The following is a 17,725-nucleotide window of genomic DNA, read 5'->3' as shown; positions in this document are numbered from 1 at the left end:
GCGGGAAGCGAGATGGTGGATTCCGGCATCAACCGATCGGTTGATGCCGGGACCCCCGTCCTACGTCGCCGTCCGCTCCGAGGGTGTCGGTTCGGTGTGGCACGCACCGGAGGCTCGGAAGGGTTCGGCGAACTGGCCGGAGGCGAAGCGGCGGGCGGGGTCGTAGGAGAAGGTGCCGAGCAAGTGGTCCCAGACCAGGGTGAACAGCCCCAAATTGACGTCGCCGACACCGGCCCCTTTGAGGTGGTGGAAGCGGTGGCCCTCGTTGAGGGCGAGTTGGAGGGCGGCGTGCGCGTGCGGTTCGGTGGTTCCGACGTCGCCGGTGAAGGCCAGCCGGCCCGGCTCCAGCGTGGCCGTCCTCTGCCAAGTGCCGGTCATCGGACGAGGGAGTCCCGGAGGAACCCGGCGATCTCCGCCCGTGCGGCCTTGGCCTGCGGCACCACGCCCGGCATGCTGAGGAACGCGTGTGTCGCCCCGGGATGTTCGGTGAGCCGCACGGGTGTCCCAGCGGCTCGCAGTCTTTCGGCGTAAGCGCGGCCGTGATCGGCCAGTGGGTCAAGGGTCGGCACCACCACGAGCGCTGGGGCCAGTCCGCCCAGATCATCGGCGTACAGCGGCGACAGCGCACGAGGATCGGTTCCCGGCGGAACGGCGAACCGGTGGAGCAACCGCAGTTGCGGCAGGCTGAGGGTCGGGCTGTGGGCATGCCGGGTGATCGAGGCGTGGTCGAACATGGTCGAGGTCAGGTCGACAGCGGGGTTGACCAGCACTTGCGCCCTCAGGACGAGCCCGGACTCCCGGGCCCGGATCGCGCCCAGGGCGGCGACCATCGCGCCGGTGCTCTCCCCGAAGACGGCGGTCCGCGCCGGGTCGACCCCCCATCGGGCGGCGTGCTCCAGCACGTGCCGGAGCACGTCCCAGCCGTCGTCGACGGCTGCCGACAGCGGTGTCCGCGGGTCGAGAAGGCGGTGCTCGACCGAGACGACGATCGCGGGCAGGCGCGCGGCAAGGTGGCTGTTCACCCAGTCGCACTGCGCCGCCGTGCCCACGAACCCGCCTCCGTGCACGTGGAGCGCCAGGGGCAGGTCGGCCCGGTCGGCGCCCACCGGCCGGTAGATCCGGACCGGGACGTCACGACCGGGCAGCGCCACCTCCTGCCACCGGATGCCGGCACCACGGTCGGGAAAGCCGGTGATCACCCGTGCCAGGCGGGATGCCCGCTTGCGGTTCTCCGCCTCGCGGTAGGCGACCAGTTCCTCGTCCGTGATGGCCGGCCAGTCCGGCTCCCTCCCCAGCGCACGCAGCAACCGGATGCCCAGCGGCGGCCGCTCCGTATCGGTGATCTCGCTCAATGTCAGCTCCTTGGCGTTTCGCTACCTGAAGTATCGATACTAACAGTAGCGCAAATGGCTATCCTGGGAGCCATGACCGCCAGACCGCCCGGTCGCCCACGCTCCGGCGTCCACGCCGTGGTCTTCGCCGCCACGCTGAGCACCGTCCACGAACTCGGCTACGCGCGGGCCACCGTCGACCGCATCGCCGCCGCGGCCGGAATCGCCAAGACGACCATCTACCGTCGCTGGCCGACCAAGGGCGCGCTGATCGTGGACTGCCTCCTTGACGCGTTCGGCCCGATTCCACTGGAAGGCGCCGGTCGCGCCGAGCTCATGTCCTCGGCCATCCGCTGGATCGCTGCGAAGATCGCCGAACCCGGCGTGGGCGACGCGTTCGCCGGCGTCTTCAGCGACGCTGTCAGCGATCCGGCCCTGCGCGCAATCCTGTCCACCCGACTGCAGGACCCCTACAGGATCGCCCTCCAAGAGGCGCTCGGCGAGCCGGAGAACCGGGTCCTTTTCTTCATCGACGTCGTCGTCGGAACCCTGCTCCACAGGATGGGCATGACCGGCGAGCCGATGGCCGACGACGACGTCACCACACTGACCGAGCTGGTCCTGCCGCACTTCACCGGATCGCCTCCCTGAGCGATGGACGGGGCGACGCCACGGGCGGCCGGAACGGCTGCGCACCGACGAGAGCGGCCATGCCCTCGTCACTTGGAAGCGTCTCGCCGGTTGCCGACAATGGGCGCATGCCTGCTCCACACCGCGGCGGCTCCGGCGATCGGACGATCGAATGACGCGCTCTTCCGCCAGCCCCCAGAACCCGCCGCGGGGAGTGCCTGCGCGGGCGATCGACCAGCGCCAGCTCGACCAGGACATGTTGCGCCTACAGCGCGCGGCCGCGGCCAGCCACCAGCGCGGGCAGTTGGCTGAGGCGCTGCGCGCGGTGATGGCGGCCGCCATGGCGGCCGGAGGGGTGGTCACCACGCTGACGGGGATCGGCCGTACCCCTGTGGCGATCGTCGGATTCCTGTGGTTTCTCATTTCCGTCATCCCGCTGCGGCTGGTGGTGGCCTCGCTTGCCAACCAGGGGGCGTTGCTGCAGGAGATGTTCGACACCGCCCTGTTCCACCTGCCCTGGCGCGGCGCGGTCGCCGGCGAGCCGATCGCGGATCCCGACGTCTCGCGCCTGGCCCGCAAGCTCAAACCGGGCAGCACGAAGGATCGGCGGGTCACCGATGGCTGGTACGACCCCACGGATCGCGTGCACCATCCGTATGACGTGTTGATCGCCCAGGAGCAGAACCTCGCCTGGGACGCGCGGCTGCGCCGCCGCTACGGCCGCCTCGTGCTCGCGGCGGCGATCGTGTGGTGCGTCATCGGCGTCCTGGCCGGGATCGTCGCCGGGGTCACGATGACGGACGTGGTCGTCAGCTATTTCGTCCCCTCCCTGGCCGCTTACCAACTGGTCCTGGAAACCTGGTACAGCCAGGAACGCCTGGCCACCGAGCGCGAGCGGCTGCTCAAGCTCGTCACCGCGGAACTGCGGAAAGCACGTCCCGGGAAGATCGACGAGGCCGAATGGCGGAGGCTGCGTGAACTGGCCCGCGACATCCAGGACGGGATCCTGCGCACCCGGCAGGACATCAGCCGCGTCCCCGAGTGGTTCTACCGGCACTACCGCGGCAACGACGAACGGGACTTCGCGGATACGGCCGAAGGACATCGGCGCCGCCTGGCCGAACCGGCGAGCCCTTAGCGGGGGATCATCGGCGTGACGCTCACCCGGAACGACCGGGCTCGTCCCCGGAAGCGGAGACGCCACCCTGCCGGAGCAGTTCTCTCCATGCGGACAGCGCGGCCGCCTGGTCGCCACGGTCTGCCGCGGCACGCGCCCGGTGCGCCAGCGTGGCGGCGGCCTCGAACGATTCCGCCGCGCTCACCGCGTGGGTCGCGTCGCAGGCTTCGACGGTCCCTTCCCGCTCCGGGGTGGTCAGGTCGATCATCCGCAGCTGACGGCCCTGCGCGGCCGCACGGCCCAACTGGCCGGCGAGCGCGGACAGCAGCGCCGGGATGTCGTCGATCAGGTGGCCCACCGGAAGTCTGGTGTGCCAGCCGAGGTCGGCCTGCTCGACGATCTGGCTGACGCTCTCGGCGTCGAACGCGTGCGATCCTTCCAGCCACCTCAGCGCGAACAGCTCAAGGAAGTAGGACAGGACGGGGATCGACCGCCGGTACTTGATCAGCTTGATGATGCGGATGGCCTCCCTGCAGGTGTAGTCGACGCCGCCGGGACTGGCGTCGAGTGTGCGCTCGTGCAGTGCCGGTGAGGTGCCCAGCCAGCGATCCTCCGTGGCCGGGAACGCCACCTCGACCAGGCCGGAGCTGGGCGCGGTCACCGGAGAGTCCCACAGGAAGTCGGCCTCGCAACCAGGGACCAGTTCCATGGACGGCTCAGCGGTGAGCGAAGGGAAGTGGACCGCGGGGAAGGCGCGTCTCAGCGGGCCGAAGCCGGACATCGGGCCCATGGCCTCCAGGCGGTCGGCGAACAGGTCGTAGGCTTTCCGCGGCCTGATGGGCCCTGGCGGCGGCCGGTCCGCCGCCATGGCCTCCAGGAGCTGTTCGATCGAGTACGGCAGGACCGTGTCGGCCGCGCCGTGACGGATCGGATCAGCGAAGACGGCGAGCATGTCGACGTCGCTGAAGCCCGCGACGCTGGTCGCGCAACTGGCCGAGCCGACAGGCGCCCACCTCGACGTGCCGAGAGCCTTCAGCTGACGCTGAGCCGCCGCGAGCAACCGCTCCCCGCATGGCCCTGGGCGGGGCGGATCGGACACGGCCTCATCGACGTCTCGGAGAAAGGCTCGCACGGCCATGCGGCTCCCGGCAGCACCCATGGCCGGGATTCTGCCAACCGGACGACGCGGCGGCGACCTTTCTGGCGTCGTACAGCTCATGGCGTCACCCGCTTGACCTCACCGGCGCGGTGTGAGCAAATCCCGTTAATGTGACGTTCACCACTGAAAGTGAGGCGGTCGTTGGCGACCTCGACGGAGCCGGCCTCAGGCGGAGCCCACCTCTCAGACACCAAGCGAGCTTTGCTGGAGCAACGCCTGCGCCGCAGGTCGAACGGCAAGCCGACCGCGATCCCACGCCGCCCCGCCGGCGCGGACATCCCCCTGACCCACGCCCAGGAGGGCCTGTGGTTCATGGAGCAGTTCGCCCCCGGCACGGCCGCCTACACCATCCCCCTCGTGGTGCGCCTGCGCGGGGACCTCGACGCCGCACGGCTGCGCCGAGCACTCGAAGCGGTCGTGGACCGGCACGAGATCCTGCGTACCCGATTCTGCGCCGACCCCGACGGCCGCCCTCGCGTCGAGGTGGCCGGCACCGGGCAGGTGGAGCTGCGCCGCGTGAGCGCCCCGGACGAGGCGGCGGCCCGTGAGCTCCTGAGCGCCGAGCTGGCCAGGCCCTTCGATCTCGCCGCAGAACCGCCCGTGCGCGCCCTGCTCGTGCGGCTGGCCGGCGACGACCACGTCCTGCTGGTGGCCCTGCACCACATCGCCGGTGACGGCTGGTCGCTGGAGATCCTGGCGGGGGAGCTCCGTGCTCTGTACGCGGGGGAGGAGCCGCCCGCGCTCGCCCTGCAGTACGGCGACTTCGCCGTGTGGCAGCGCGGCCGCCCGGCGGACGAGGCGGACCTGGCCTACTGGCGCGAGCGGCTGGCCGGAGTGCCGCCCATCGAGCTGCCCCTGGACGGCAGGCGCGGCGCGGTGGCCACCTTCGAGGGCGACTCCCACACCTTCAGGCTCGGCCCCGACGTGCTGGCCGCGGCCAGCAGGCTGGCCCGCGAGCACGACGCGACGCTCTTCATGGTCGTCCTCGCCGTCTACCAGGTGCTGCTCGCCCGCCACAGCGGCCGGTCCGACTTCGCGATCGGCACGCCGGTGGGCGGGCGCCCGCGCAGCGAGCTCGAACCGCTCATCGGCATGTTCGTCAACATGCTGGCCATGCGCGCCGACCTGGAGGGCGACCCCACCTTCGCCGAACTGCTCGCCCGGGTCAGGCGGAGCACGCTGGACGCCTTCGCGCACCAGCGGCTGCCCTTCGAGCAGCTCGTCGGCGAACTCGGCCTGGCCAGGGACGTCTCGCGTACCGCGGTGTTCCAGGTCGCGCTGGCGCTGCGCAGCTACGAGGAGGACACCGCCGCCTGGCCGGGCCTCACGGCGGAGCCGTACCCGCTGACGGCCGGGGCCGCCCCCTTCGAGCTGGAGCTGTTCCTGACCGAACGCGGCGGCGGGCTCGACGGGCTGTTCGTCTACAACCGGAACCTGCTGGCCAAGGCCACGGTCGAGGAGCTCGGCGCCCGGTTCGGGACGCTCCTGCGCGCCGCGCTCGCCGGGCCGGACCGGCGGGTGTCGGACCTGGAACTGCTGACCGGTCCGGAGCGCGAGCGCGTGCTGGCCCTCTCGGCCGGGCCGAGCGTGCCGTACCCGGCGGACCGGACGCTGGGAGAGCTGTTCGAGGAGCAGGCCGCCCGCACGCCCGGCGCCGTCGCCCTGGAGTTCGGCGGGCGGCGGCTCACCTACGCCGAGCTGGAGCGGCGCTCCGGCGAGCTGGCCCGGCGATTACGCGACCTGGGCGCGCGGCCGGGCGTCAGGGTCGCGGTCGCCATGGAGCGCTCCCTCGACCTGGTCGTGAGCCTGCTGGCGGTGGTCCGGTCCGGCGCCGCGTACGTGCCGCTCGACCCCGACTATCCGCGCGAACGCCTGGACTTCATGCTGCGGGACGCGCGAGCCGCGATCCTGCTGCCCGAGGAGACCGTACTCCAGCGCGAGGACGTGCCGGACACGCCGCTGACCCCCGCCTGTCCCGCGTACATGATCTACACCTCCGGCTCGACCGGACGCCCGAAGGGCGTGCCGAACTCCCACGCCGCCATCGTCAACCGCCTGGACTGGATGCAGCGCCGCTTCGGCCTGACCGGCGCCGACGCGGTGATGCAGAAGACGCCCGCCGGGTTCGACGTGTCGGTCTGGGAGTTCTTCTGGCCCATCATCACCGGCGCCCGCCTGGTCGTCGCCGCGCCCGGCGGCCACCGCGACACCGCCTACCTGCGCGACCTGATCGTCTCCTCCGGCGTGACGACCATGCACTTCGTGCCGTCGATGCTCGCCGCCTTCCTGGAAGAAGAGGACGTCGAGCGCTGCGTGTCGCTGAAGAGGGTGGTCTGCAGCGGGGAGGAGCTGCCGGTCGCCGTCGCCGCCCGGTTCTTCGAACGGCTGCCGGAGGTGGAGCTGCACAACCTCTACGGGCCGACCGAGGCCGCCGTCGACGTGACGGCCTGGCGCTGCGTGCCGGGCGCGAGCCGGATCCCGATCGGCCATCCGGTGCAGAACACCCGCGTCCACGTCCTCGACGCGCGGCTGCGGCCGGTGCCGCCCGGCGTGACCGGCGAGCTGTACATCGGCGGCGTCCAGGTCGCCCTGGGCTACCACGACCGGCCCGGCCTGACCGCCGAACGTTTCCTGGCCGACCCGTACGGGCCCGCGGGTTCACGTCTTTACCGCACCGGCGACCTGGCGCGGACGCACCGCGACGGCGCCGTGGAGTTCCTCGGCCGGGCCGACGACCAGATCAAGATCCGCGGCCAGCGGGTCGAGCCGGGCGAGGTCGAGGCCGTGCTCCGCGAGCAACCGGGCGTGCGTGACGCGCTGGTCGTGGCGGACGCGGACGGCCTGGTGGCCTACGTCGTCACCGATGCCGAAGCGGCCGGGTTGCGCGCCCGGCTCAAGGAACTGCTGCCCGACCACATGGTCCCCACCGCCTACGTGCGGCTGGACGCCATGCCCCTCAGCCCCAACGGCAAGGTGGACCGGTCCGCGCTGCCCGCCCCCACCCGGTCGAGCGGCGACGGGGCCCTGCCGGTCACCCCCGCCGAGATCGCCGTCGCCGGCATCTGGAGCGAGCTGCTGGGCGTGCCCGGCATCCGGGCCGACGACGACTTCTTCGACCTCGGCGGGCACTCGCTGGTCGCCATCCAGGTGGTGGCCCGGATCCGCAAGCTGCTGGCCCCGGCAGAAGGCCGCTCGGTGGGCGTCATGGACCTGTTCCAGCACCCCACGGTGCGCGGCCTGGCCCAGCTCATCGAAGGGCCGGCCCCGGCCGAGGACAGGCCGCGCGCGCTGCTGCACCGCCTCACCCGCTCACGCGTCACCCCCGCGCTCACCCTCGTCTGCTTCCCGTACGGCGGCGGCAACGCCCTGGTCTACCAGCCGCTGGCCGACGCCCTGCCCGAGGAGTGCGCGCTGTACTCGATGGCCTTCCCCGGCCACGACCCCGGCCGCCCCGACGAGCCGGTGATGCCGCTGGAGGAGGTCATCGAGCAGGCCGTACGCGAGATCCTCGACGGCATCGACGGCCCCATCGCCCTGTACGGTCACTGCGGCATCGGCGGCGCCGTCACCGCAGAGGTCGCCCGCCGGCTGGAGGCCCGGGGCCGCGAACCGGCCGCGGTCTACATCGGCGCGATCTTCCCGTTCGCCCGTCCGGAAGGGCGGATCGCCGGGCCGCTGGGCAGGCTGCTGCGCACCGACCGCCTGCGGGGCGACCGCTCGTACGAGAACCGCATGAAGGCCATGGGCAACGACATCTCCGGCCTGGACGAGGAGCAGGTCAAGTTCATGGTCCGCAACCAGCGGCGGGACACGCTGATCGCGGAGGAGGCCTTCACCCGCATGCTGGCGGAGCGGGCCGAGCCCTTGCGCGCCCCGGTCATCGCGGTCGTGGGGGAGCAGGATCCGGCCACCGACTACTACCGCGAGCGCTACCGGGAGTGGCACTTCCTGTCCGAGACCACGGCGCTGGTCGTCCTCGACGAGGCCGGCCACTACTACCTGAAGTACCGCGCCGACGACCTGGCCCAGGTCCTCACCAACACGCACATCGCCATGGAGTACGGCTCGGCCGCCGAGCTGAGCCGCCAGGCCCGCGGCCCCGCCGCCGGATGGTGGGTCGAGGAGACGTCGGCCCCGGACGGTCAGGAGGCTCCGCAGGCCAGGAAGCGGGCGCCCGAGCCCGGCATGCGCCGGTTCCTCGCCGTCTCGGCGTTCCAGCTCCTGTCCATGGTCGGCACCGCGGTGACCGACTTCGCCATCCCGATCTGGGTCTACACCACCACCGGCTCCCTGCTGAACTTCGCCCTGCTGGTCGCGCTCGCGATCATGCCGGGCGTGCTGGCCGCCCCGCTGATCGGCGCGCTCGTCGACCGGCACGGCAAGAGAGCCATGATGGCGCTGGGCAACTGCCTGGCAGGCGGCGTGCAGCTGGTGTTCGGCGTGCTGCTGTGGACCGGCGACCTGGCCACCTGGCACATCTATCCGCTGGTCACCCTGCTCTCGATCACGCTGGTCTTCCAGCGGCTCGCCTACACCGCGGCGCTGCCGCAACTGGTGCCGAAGCGGTATCTGGGGCACGCCGCCGGCGTGGTGCAACTGCTCGCCGGCACCTCCCAGTTCGTCGCCCCGCTGCTGGCCGTCGCGCTGCTGGCCGGGATCGGCCTCGGCGGCATCCTGGTGATCGACGTGATCAGCTTCGCCGTGGTGCTGGCCGCGCTGGCGCTCATCCGCTTCCCCGCCACGATGGCGCTGGAGCGGCGCGAGACGCTGGCCGCCGAGCTGGCCGGCGGGTTCCGCATGTCGCTGGGCAACCGCCACCTGCGGGCCGCGCTGCTCTACTTCGCGGTGCTGAACGTCATGCTGGCCGCGGTGCTGATGTCGATCTCGCCGCTGGTGCTGTCGTTCGCCGACCTGGACACCGCCGGCCGCATCTCGTTCGTCGGGGGCCTGGGCGCCACGTTCGGCGGCGTGATCGTCGCGCTGTGGGGCGGGCCGCGCCGCCGCCGGATGCGCGCCGTGCTGCTCGGCACCCTGCTGCTCAGCCTCTTCGCCGTCGTCACCGGGGCGTACGCCTCGCCGCTGACCGTGGGCCTGGGCGCTTTCGGGCTGTGGTGCAGCCTGTCCGTGGTCAACGGCGTCTTCATGACGATCATCCACGTGAAGGTGCCGCAGCGGTTCCACGGCCGGGTGATGGCGTTCAACCAGATGATCTCCTGGTCGACGCTGCCGGTCGGCATGGCCGTGGTCGCCCCGCTCGGGGAACGCCTGCTGGAGCCGCTGCTCCTGCCCGGCGGCGCGCTGGCCGACACCGTCGGCGTGGTGATCGGCGTGGGCCAGGGGCGCGGCATCGCGTTCATGTACGTCCTGCTGGGCCTGGGCATCGCCGTCCTGGCGCTGGTGGCCATGCGGATCCCGGTGCTGGCCGGGTTCGACGAGGCGGTGCCGGAGGCGGACCCGGACGACCTGGTCGGCGCGCGGGCGCTGCGGGACCGGGCGGGCAACGTCGTCAGCCTCGCCTGGAGTGCTCCCGCCTTCGCCAAGGCGCTCACCATGCCGCTCAGCGCGGCCAAGGCGGCTGAGCTGCTCGGGGAGCCGGTCGAGAAGGTGCTGCTGCGCACCGGCGGCGAGATCAGCGCCGTCTACGAGGTCAGGACCCGCGACCGTGAGCTGATCTTCAAGCTCTACCCGGGGTTGTTCACCGAACGCATGCGCAAGGAGCTGCACGTCTACGAACTGCTCGGCCGAACCGGCGCGGCCGCGCCCACCGTGATCCGGGCCGACGACTCCAGGCGCGACCTGCCCCAGGCGTACCTGGTCATGACCAAGGTGGCGGGCCGGCCGCTGTCCCAGGTCTCCGCCGGAATGGACCGGACGACCGTCGAGCGGCTCTACCGCGACATGGGCCGCCTGCTGCGCACCGTGCACGGCGTCACGGTGCCCGCCTTCGGCCCGCTCGACGGCGTACAGGAACCCACCAACGACGCCTACGTAGGCGGCCAGTTCGAGCTCAAGGCCGCCCACTTCGCCGAGTTCGGCGGCGACCCCGGCCTGCACGCGGCGCTGCTCGCCCGCCTGCGCGCCGACCGCCACCTGCTGGCCCGCCGCACCACGCCGGTGCTGCTGCACCACGACTTCCACGAACGCAACGTCATGGTCGCCGAACGCGCCGGCCGGTGGGAGCTGACCGGCCTCATCGACGTCGAGAACGCGCTCGGCGGCGACCCGCTCATGGACCTGGCCCGCACCGACTACTTCGCCGTCCGCGACGACCCGCTCCGCCGCCGCGCCCTCTACGAGGGGTACGGCGACCTGCCCGCCGACTGGGCCGAGCGGCTGGCGTTCTACCGGCTCTACCACGCCCTCGACCAGTGGCACTGGCTGGCCACGATCGGCGAGGTCAGCACGCTGGAGCCGATCACCCGGGAGATACGCGCATGCCTGTGACCGAAGACGCCTTCGCCGCCTCGTACGCGCAGGAACGCGTCTGGTTCCTCACCAGCCTGCTGCCTGACGTGCCGCTCTACAACATCGCCGGCGTCTCCCGGCTGGAACGGCTCGGCGAGGTCGAGCCCGGCCTGGTCGAGCGGGCGCTGCGGATGCTGGCCGAACGGCACGAGCCGCTGCGGACCCGCCTGGAGCCGCGCGGCGAGGAGGTCGTGCAGCTGATCGCCCCCGAGGCGACGGTGCGGCTGGCCTGTACCGACCTGTCCGGCCGCCCCGAGCGGGACCGTCCCGGTGACCTCGCCGCCCTGGCGGCGGCCGACGCCGCCGAGCTGTTCGCCCTCGACGACGCGCCCCTGTGGCGGGCCCGGCTGGTGCGGCTCGGCGGCGGGCAGTGGCGGCTCGTGCTCGTCGCCCACCACGCCGTCTTCGACGCCTGGTCGATGCGGATCTTCACCGAGGACCTCGCCGAGGCGTACCACGCGCTGCGCGAGAACCGGGCGCCCCGGTACGCCGAGCTGGCCGTGCAGTACGCCGACTACGCCGTCTGGCAGCGCGAGCAGGGCTTCGAGGCGTCCCTGGCCTACTGGCGCGAGCGCCTGGCCGGATCGGTGCCGCTGGAACTGCCCACCGACCGGCCGCGGCCGGTCGAGCTCGGCTACGCGGGCGCCAACCACCCGTTCACCGTCCCCGCCGCGCTGACCGAGCGGGTGACCGCCCTGGCCAGAAGCACCGGCAGCACCTCCTTCATGGTGCTGCTCACCGCGTTCGCCGCCCTGCTCGCCCGCTGGAGCGGTCAGACCGACGTGGTGATCGGCTCGCCCGTCGCCGGACGCGACCAGCCCGAGCTCGGCCCGCTCATCGGCATGTTCGTCAACACCCTCCCGCTCCGCACCGACCTGAGCGGCGACCCGTCCTTCGCCGAGGCGCTGGAACGGGTGCGGACCACCGTCGTGGACGCCCTCGACCACCAGGACGTCCCCTTCGCCCGCATCGTCAGCGAACTCAACCCACCCCGCGACCCCTCCCGCACCCCGCTCTACCAGGTCGCCTTCAACCAACTGCCGTACGACGTGCGCGGCCAGATCGGCACCGGCACCACCAAGACCGACCTGACCTTGGAGATCCAGAACGCCGAGGGCGATCTGAGCGGCTGGCTGGAGTACGCCACCGACCTGTACGACCCCGCCACGATCGCGCGGCTGGCCGAGGGGTTCCTCGCCCTGCTCGACGCCGCGACCGGAGACCCCGCCCTCCCGCTGTCGCGGCTGCCGCTGATGCCCGCCTGGAGGCGGGAGGAGACGGTGACCCCCTGGCACGGGCCGCGGCTGCCGTACCCCTCCATGCCGTTGCACGAGCTCGTGGCCGGGCACGCGGCCGCCACGCCGGGCGCGCCCGCCGTCGTCGTCCCGCACGAGGGCCGCACGCTCACCTACGGCGAGCTCGACGAGCGGGCCGCGGCGCTGGCCCGGGTGCTCGTCGCGCGCGGCGTCCGGGTGGAGTCGCCGGTGGCGGTCTGCCTTCCGCCCGGCGGCGACCTGGTGGTCGCGCTGCTCGCGGTGCTCAAGGCGGGCGCCTGCTACGTGCCGCTCGACCCGCGCTACCCCGCCGAGCGGCTGCGCTTCATGCTGGCGGACTCGGGGGCCGCGCTCGTACTGACCACGCCGGAGCTGGCCGGACGGCTGCCCGGCGTGCCCGCGCTCACCGACCTGGCCCAGAGCCCGCCGGACGACCGGCCGCTGCCCCGGGTCTCGCCCGGCCATCTGGCGTACGTCATCTACACCTCCGGCTCCACCGGGGTGCCCAAGGGCGTCATGGTGCCGCATCGGGGCGTGGTCAACCTGGTCACGAGCCTGGCCTTCACCGCGGCCGAACGCATGCTCCTGCTCACCCCCATGTCCTTCGACATCGCCGCGCTCGAACTCTTCGGACCGCTGCTGTCGGGCGGCACCGTGGTGGTGGCGCCGCCCGACAGCAAACTGGGCGCGGTCCTGGCCGAGGCGGACGTGCGCACCGTGCAGGCGCCGCCGTCCGTGCTGGAGGAGCTCGCCGAGGAGCTGCCGGTCGGCCTGCCCCGGGTGCTGAGCGGCGGCGAACCGCTCGGCCCCGCGTTCGCCCGGCGGCTGCGTGAGGTGGCCGGCGAGGTGCACAACATGTACGGCCCGACGGAGACCACCATCTGGTCGCTCACCCACCTGACACGGCCGGGGGAGCAGACCGTCCCCATCGGCCGCCCGGTCGCCAACACCACCGCACACGTGCTGAGCGAGGCCCTGGAGCCGGTGCCGCCCGGCGTGGTGGGAGAGCTCTGGCTCGGCGGCGACGGGCTGGCCCGCGGCTACCACCGGCGGCCGTCCCTGACCGCCGAACGGTTCGTCCCCGACCCCTTCGGCCCGCCCGGTGCCCGCCTCTACCGGACCGGCGACCTGGTGCGGCGCCTGGCCGACGGCGCCGTGGAGTTCGTCGGCCGGGTGGACGACCAGGTGAAGGTGCGCGGCGTGCGCCTGGAGCTCGGCGAGGTCGAGGCCGCCCTGACCGCGCATCCGGGGGTCACCCGCGCCGTCGCCGCCGTCCGCGACGACGCGCCGGGCGGCCGCGCCCTGGTGGCGTACGTGGACGAGCACGCGCCCGTGGCCGAGCTGCGCGCCTACCTGCAGGACCGGCTGCCCTCCACCATGGTCCCCAGCCTCTACCTGGCCGTCGGCTCCTTCCCCAGGCTGCCCAACGGCAAGCTCGACCGCTCCGCCCTGCCCGCCCCCGTCCCCGCGCCCGCCACCGAAGCCCTCCCGCCGCGGACGGCCGCGGAGGAGCTGGTGTACGAGATCTGGAGCGAGGTGCTGCACCTTGACGGGTTCGGCGTGGAGGAGGACTTCTTCGACCTGGGCGGGCACTCCATGCTCGGCACCCGGGTCGTCGCCAGGATCTGCTCGGAGGTGGAGATCGAGCTGCCGCTCAACATCCTCTTCCTGACCCGTACCGTCCGTAGGCTGGCGGCGGCGGTGGAGGAGCGGCTGGCGGCCGAGATCGACGCGCTGTCGGACGAGGAGGCCGCGGCCCTGATGGAGACCTGACGCCGGGGCCGTTCAGCCGTCCTCGGGCTCGCCTGTCTGCCGCCGCCACTTGGCCATCGACCGCTCGATCTCCTCGCGCATGAACGCGAAGAACCGGCGGGTCTCGTCCAGCCGCTGCCCGGCCGTGGAGTCGAGGCCCAGCAGCGTGGCGCCCTGCTCGGCGCCGGTCTGCACCTGGACCAGCACCGGGACGGACTGGCTGATGAAGTGGCTCCAGGTGTGCTCGTGGACGCGGCAGAAGTCGTGCCGGCTGCCGGGCTCGCGCCCACGCTCGACCAGCCGCACCCGCACCAGGTACTTGACCGCCCCGGAGATCGCCGAGGCGCCGACGCCCAGCTGCCCGGCCAGCTCGGCCGCCGACAGCTTGCCGGAGTCGGTGACCAGCAGCGCGGCGTACACGCGTGCGGCCATCCGCGGCATGCCGGACTCGACCAGGATCTGCGCGAACCGTTCCCGGAAGTCCGCGATGGCGCCCTCGCCTGCTCGCGTCACCGCAGCAGCTCCTTCCTCCGTCGTGACGTTACCGTCGTCGTGTCGTCATATTTTAGTACATTTCAGAAACTTCACGAATTTTGTGGAACAAGAGTAGCGTTGTCGTCGTGACGGACACCGGACTCCTCGGAGTGCAGAAGACCCTCACTCCTGTTCTCAAGGCCAAGGCACTGGACAACCTGCTGCCGGCCCCGATCCTCGGCGACGCCTACGCCGAGCGGGTGATGCGCCGCCTCGACCCCGGCTATGACCGGCGCGGATTCGGCAGGAGCCAGATGGGCCTGGCCGCCGTGGTCCGCTCCCTCGCCCACGACGACTGGGCCCGGAGCTTCCTCTCCGATCATCCCGACACGGTGGTCCTGCACCTGGGCTGCGGCCTCGACGCCCGGGTCCACCGGATCGACCCGCCCGCCACCGTCGACTGGTACGACGTGGACTACCCCGCCGTCATCGAGCTGCGGCGGCGATTCCTGCCGCCGCGCGACCACTGCACGCTCGTCGGCGCCGACGTCACCGACCTGACCTGGCTGGACCGCGTCCCTCGCGGCAGGCCGGTGCTGATGATCGCCGAGGGGCTGGTGCCGTACCTGACCGAGAAGGACGTCCACCGGCTGCTGACGGGCGTCGTCGACGCCTTCCCCACAGGGCAGATCCAGATCGACACGGTGCCGGTCTGGGCCTGGCGCACCTCGAAGTGGGACCCGACGCTGCGCAAGTACGACGCTCGGTTCCACTGCGGCTTCGACGTCCCCGCCGCGCTGGCCGCGTGGCACCCACGACTGGAGTACGTCGACGAGGCGCCGATGTACGACGCGCCGATCCTGAGGGCCAAGGCCCCCGCGCGCATCCGCTGTCTGTACCGCGTGATGAACCTGGTGCCGGGCATGAAACGGTCCACCCGCATCGTCCGCTTCCGCTTCCGGGAGACGCCGGCCCGACCCCGGCCGCGAACACCGGCGGAGCGCCATGGTCAGGGCGGTGACGTTACAGTGGGTGGAGGTGTCGAATCGGCGTGGGGGGACGCATGAAGCGACGCGCTGTGAGGACCGCTGCCGCCGCCGGGGCACTCCTGGCCGCCGTCACCACGGGTTTCGGGACCGCCGCTGCGGCCGTACCGACAGCGCCCCCGAGTCCTTCTCCTGCGGATCCGCGGCCGACGTGCCCGGGTCTGGGGCCGATGTACCCCATCACCAGCGAATACGACTACCTGGCGCAGATGGTGCCCCACCACGAGGAGGCCGTCACCGCTGCGCGGCAACTGCAGCGGTCCGAGCGGCCCGACATGCGGCGGCTCGGGCAGTCGATCGTCACGACGCAGACTGCCGAGATCGGCAGGATGAGAGGGTGGCTGGAGCAGTGGTACCCGCGGAGTCCGGCGCCGAGCCCCAGCGTGACCACGATGCCCGACCTGTCGGGGCTTTCGGGAGATCAGCTCGACAGGACGTTCCTGCAGTACATGATCCCGCACCACATGATGGCGATCATGATGTCGCAGCAGGTGCTCATGCACGGTGAGGCTGAGCATGCCGAGGTCGCCGGCTTCGCCCGAACGGTACGCGACGACCAGTGGGCCGAGGTGCGCCTGATGCGGCGATACCTGGTCCAGTGGTTCGGACAGCAGGGCACGCCCTGCTTCCCGGAAGCGCCCGGCATGCCCGGCATGCCGCCAGGGCGGCATCCGGGAGCACCCGGCCAGCCGACGGCCGAGCCCTCATAGCTGCCCCGGATGAAGAGCATCGGCGCGATCGAGCTGTACAGCCCCGAGGCCGCCCAGACCGCTTGGCGGGCAAGATTCTCGAAGCGCCCGATCACTGGGGGAGGGGTGCTGTTCCGTTCGTGCGCTATTCCTCGGTTCGGAGGGTCGCTCGCGGTGGCTCCGTGAGCAGCGCGGCCGTCCAGAGAAATACCTTGGGATCGCCGAGGCCTGAGTCGGTGAGCCATTGAGCGGCCCGACGCGCGTCTTGCTCGTCCTGGATCAGCCCATTGAGGTCCGGCTGGATGCCGGTGGCTTGGTGAACGTCGGTGACGAGGTCCCCCATGCAGGTCCAGGTATGCCAGTTTCCGATGTCGAAGCCGACCAGTTCGAAACCCAGCCGCCGCTCGCCGGGGCCAGGGAACTGCTCATGCCGGATCAGTCGCTCCTGGAGGCTGCCGTCGCAGCCATCGTCGGCCATATCAGCCTGCAGCCCCCGAACATCGGCGGCAGCGAATCCGACTCCGAGCACGTGCAACCCCGAGTCTCCGGCCTGATTCCGAGCGATCTCAGCCTCCTGGGGACTGGCGAACCAGTGATCCCAACCACTGGAATCCACTGGCACCAAGTCCACCACGCAGTCGCTCAGCGACAGCAGACTAGGGCCAGGCAGGCCGGCCTCCTGCCAATCTTGCCGATCAGTGCGTGTAGCCACCCGATAGCCGGCAAGGACGTAATCCAGTTCCATGGCACTTCCCTCTCACTTGTCGCTGCATCACTCGAGGTGCGGCACACCAGTCGGCGTGTACGGCAGGCTGCAGTGCTGAGGCGCCCGACAAGCGATCTGATTGATCGGCCCACGCTCAGGCCGCCAGGGTCGGGGGCCATGGCAGGCGCGGCCCTGGTTCAGGGAGCCGCGGCTTCTTCCTGGCGGGCCAGCACCCCGGAGATGGTCACCTTCACCGTGCGGCGCATCACGTCGGTGAAGTCGAGGCGCATGGCGGCCAGCTCCGGGTCGGAGGCGTAGGCGGCCAGCATGGCCTCCGAGGGCCGGTCGCAGGGCCAGGCCGCGGTGGCCATCAGCAGGGTGACCTCCACCACCCGGGCCGCGCCCTGGTCGCCGAGTTCGGGCACATGCCGCAGCACCAGCCGGACCAGGGTCTGCATGGAGTGCTTGGCGGCGTGCTTGTGCCGGACGGCGACCTCGGTGGAGATGTTGTGCTCCAGCACGGCGGTCTGGGCGCTGAGCAGGTCGCACAGTACCGGCCGCCGCGTCAGTGAGGTGGCCAGGATCTCCGCCAGCCGGTCGCCGCGCTGCCGGAGTGTGCCCTCACCGGGCCGGTGGGAGTGTTCCAGGCCGGCGAGCCAGTCCTGGATCTCGGTGTCCAGCAGGTCGAGCAGGACGGCCTCGCGGGAGTCGAAATAGCGCAGCACGTTGGACTTGGCCAGGCCGATGCGGCGACTCAGCTCGTTGAGGCTGAGCTTGGCGACCGGCATCTCGGTGAGCATCGCGGCCGCGGTCCGCAAGATCTGGCGTCGTCGTTCGGTCCGCTGCTCCTCGGTGCGGGCGCGCTTGAAGTCCATGTTCCCATAATACGTACCGTCGGTCTCTTATTAAGAGCCCCTCGGTCTTTTACGGTTGGAGGGGTTGCAGACCAGCAGTCTTTTAGGGAGATCCGTCATGTACCAAGTACCCGACCAGAGCGGCAAGCTCGCCGTGGTGACCGGCGCGAACAGCGGCACCGGCCAGGCTGCCGCGACCAAGCTCGCCGCCTCCGGCGCACGGGGGTG

At 71.7% G+C, this 17,725-nt stretch carries 12 protein-coding genes; 6 read left to right on the top strand and 6 right to left on the bottom strand.

What is annotated here, in order from left to right; all coding sequences use genetic code 11:
* Positions 1–60: 60 nt before the first annotated feature.
* Both FR742_RS16335 and FR742_RS16330 read right to left on the bottom strand, forming a co-directional pair.
* Entirely contained in the window at positions 61–378 is a 318-nt protein-coding gene (locus FR742_RS16335; RefSeq protein WP_222708952.1) for a hypothetical protein, read from the bottom strand.
* The gene (locus FR742_RS16330; protein ID WP_148031733.1) at positions 375–1,352 is read right to left on the bottom strand and encodes an alpha/beta hydrolase; all 978 of its coding nucleotides are present in this window, start codon (positions 1,350–1,352) and stop codon (positions 375–377) included. The genes FR742_RS16335 and FR742_RS16330 overlap by 4 nt, the downstream gene beginning before the upstream one ends.
* 72 nt (positions 1,353–1,424) lie before the next feature.
* Here FR742_RS16330 and FR742_RS16325 point away from each other — a divergent pair, with 72 nt between their 5' ends.
* Positions 1,425–1,982 (top strand): TetR/AcrR family transcriptional regulator, encoded by a 558-nt coding sequence (locus tag FR742_RS16325; protein ID WP_222708951.1) that lies wholly within the window; start codon positions 1,425–1,427, stop codon positions 1,980–1,982.
* A gap of 151 nt (positions 1,983–2,133) precedes the next feature.
* Positions 2,134–3,099, top strand: coding sequence for an S-4TM family putative pore-forming effector (locus tag FR742_RS16320; RefSeq protein ID WP_148031732.1), 966 nt, complete (start codon positions 2,134–2,136; stop codon positions 3,097–3,099).
* A 22-nt stretch (positions 3,100–3,121) separates the two neighbouring features.
* Here the strand turns inward: FR742_RS16320 and FR742_RS16315 are convergent, their stop codons facing one another.
* Positions 3,122–4,030 (bottom strand): hypothetical protein, encoded by a 909-nt coding sequence (locus FR742_RS16315; protein ID WP_148031731.1) that lies wholly within the window; start codon positions 4,028–4,030, stop codon positions 3,122–3,124.
* Positions 4,031–4,438: 408 nt separating this feature from the next.
* On the opposite strand from FR742_RS16315, the gene FR742_RS16310 reads away from it, so the two are divergent.
* On the top strand, positions 4,439–10,681 hold the full coding sequence (locus FR742_RS16310; RefSeq protein WP_261808572.1) for a non-ribosomal peptide synthetase: 6,243 nt from the start codon (positions 4,439–4,441) through the stop codon (positions 10,679–10,681).
* Positions 10,672–13,749: a non-ribosomal peptide synthetase gene (locus FR742_RS16305; protein ID WP_148031729.1), complete on the top strand. Its 3,078-nt coding sequence runs from the start codon at positions 10,672–10,674 to the stop codon at positions 13,747–13,749. Before FR742_RS16310 ends, FR742_RS16305 begins: the two co-directional genes overlap by 10 nt.
* 12 nt (positions 13,750–13,761) lie before the next feature.
* On the opposite strand, the gene FR742_RS16300 is transcribed toward FR742_RS16305, so the two are convergent.
* Positions 13,762–14,241 (bottom strand): GbsR/MarR family transcriptional regulator, encoded by a 480-nt coding sequence (locus tag FR742_RS16300; protein ID WP_148031728.1) that lies wholly within the window; start codon positions 14,239–14,241, stop codon positions 13,762–13,764.
* A 107-nt stretch (positions 14,242–14,348) separates the two neighbouring features.
* On the opposite strand from FR742_RS16300, the gene FR742_RS16295 reads away from it, so the two are divergent.
* Positions 14,349–15,269, top strand: coding sequence for a class I SAM-dependent methyltransferase (locus FR742_RS16295; protein WP_148031727.1), 921 nt, complete (start codon positions 14,349–14,351; stop codon positions 15,267–15,269).
* A gap of 149 nt (positions 15,270–15,418) precedes the next feature.
* Positions 15,419–15,958 carry a DUF305 domain-containing protein gene (locus tag FR742_RS44570; protein WP_187281169.1) on the top strand — a complete coding sequence of 180 codons (540 nt, stop codon included), beginning with the start codon at positions 15,419–15,421 and terminating at the stop codon, positions 15,956–15,958.
* Positions 15,959–16,082: 124 nt separating this feature from the next.
* Here FR742_RS44570 and FR742_RS16285 read toward each other — a convergent pair whose 3' ends face one another.
* Together FR742_RS16285 and FR742_RS16280 are read right to left on the bottom strand one after the other, a co-directional pair.
* Positions 16,083–16,682 carry a hypothetical protein gene (locus tag FR742_RS16285; protein WP_148031726.1) on the bottom strand — a complete coding sequence of 200 codons (600 nt, stop codon included), beginning with the start codon at positions 16,680–16,682 and terminating at the stop codon, positions 16,083–16,085.
* Positions 16,683–16,840: 158 nt separating this feature from the next.
* Entirely contained in the window at positions 16,841–17,518 is a 678-nt protein-coding gene (locus FR742_RS16280) for a TetR/AcrR family transcriptional regulator (protein ID WP_148031725.1), read from the bottom strand.
* Positions 17,519–17,725: the final 207 nt, after the last annotated feature.

Origin of the sequence: Nonomuraea sp. C10 (assembly GCF_008017515.1) — a bacterium.
Classification (GTDB): Bacteria; Actinomycetota; Actinomycetes; order Streptosporangiales; family Streptosporangiaceae; genus Nonomuraea; species Nonomuraea ferruginea.
Note: the sequence above shows the minus strand (reverse complement) of the source record. Positions and strands in the feature narration are given on the sequence as shown.

Excerpts from the sequence above, each read along its gene's own strand:
- FR742_RS16335 (WP_222708952.1), bottom strand. The coding sequence starts at position 378 with ATGACCGGCACTTGGCAGAGGACGGCCACGCTGGAGCCGGGCCGGCTG.
- FR742_RS16280 (WP_148031725.1), bottom strand. The coding sequence starts at position 17,518 with ATGGACTTCAAGCGCGCCCGCACCGAGGAGCAGCGGACCGAACGACGA.
- FR742_RS16315 (WP_148031731.1), bottom strand. The coding sequence starts at position 4,030 with ATGCTCGCCGTCTTCGCTGATCCGATCCGTCACGGCGCGGCCGACACG.
- FR742_RS16285 (WP_148031726.1), bottom strand. The coding sequence starts at position 16,682 with ATGGAACTGGATTACGTCCTTGCCGGCTATCGGGTGGCTACACGCACT.
- FR742_RS16320 (WP_148031732.1), top strand. The coding sequence starts at position 2,134 with ATGACGCGCTCTTCCGCCAGCCCCCAGAACCCGCCGCGGGGAGTGCCT.
- FR742_RS44570 (WP_187281169.1), top strand. The coding sequence starts at position 15,419 with ATGTACCCCATCACCAGCGAATACGACTACCTGGCGCAGATGGTGCCC.
- FR742_RS16325 (WP_222708951.1), top strand. The coding sequence starts at position 1,425 with ATGACCGCCAGACCGCCCGGTCGCCCACGCTCCGGCGTCCACGCCGTG.
- FR742_RS16305 (WP_148031729.1), top strand. The coding sequence starts at position 10,672 with ATGCCTGTGACCGAAGACGCCTTCGCCGCCTCGTACGCGCAGGAACGC.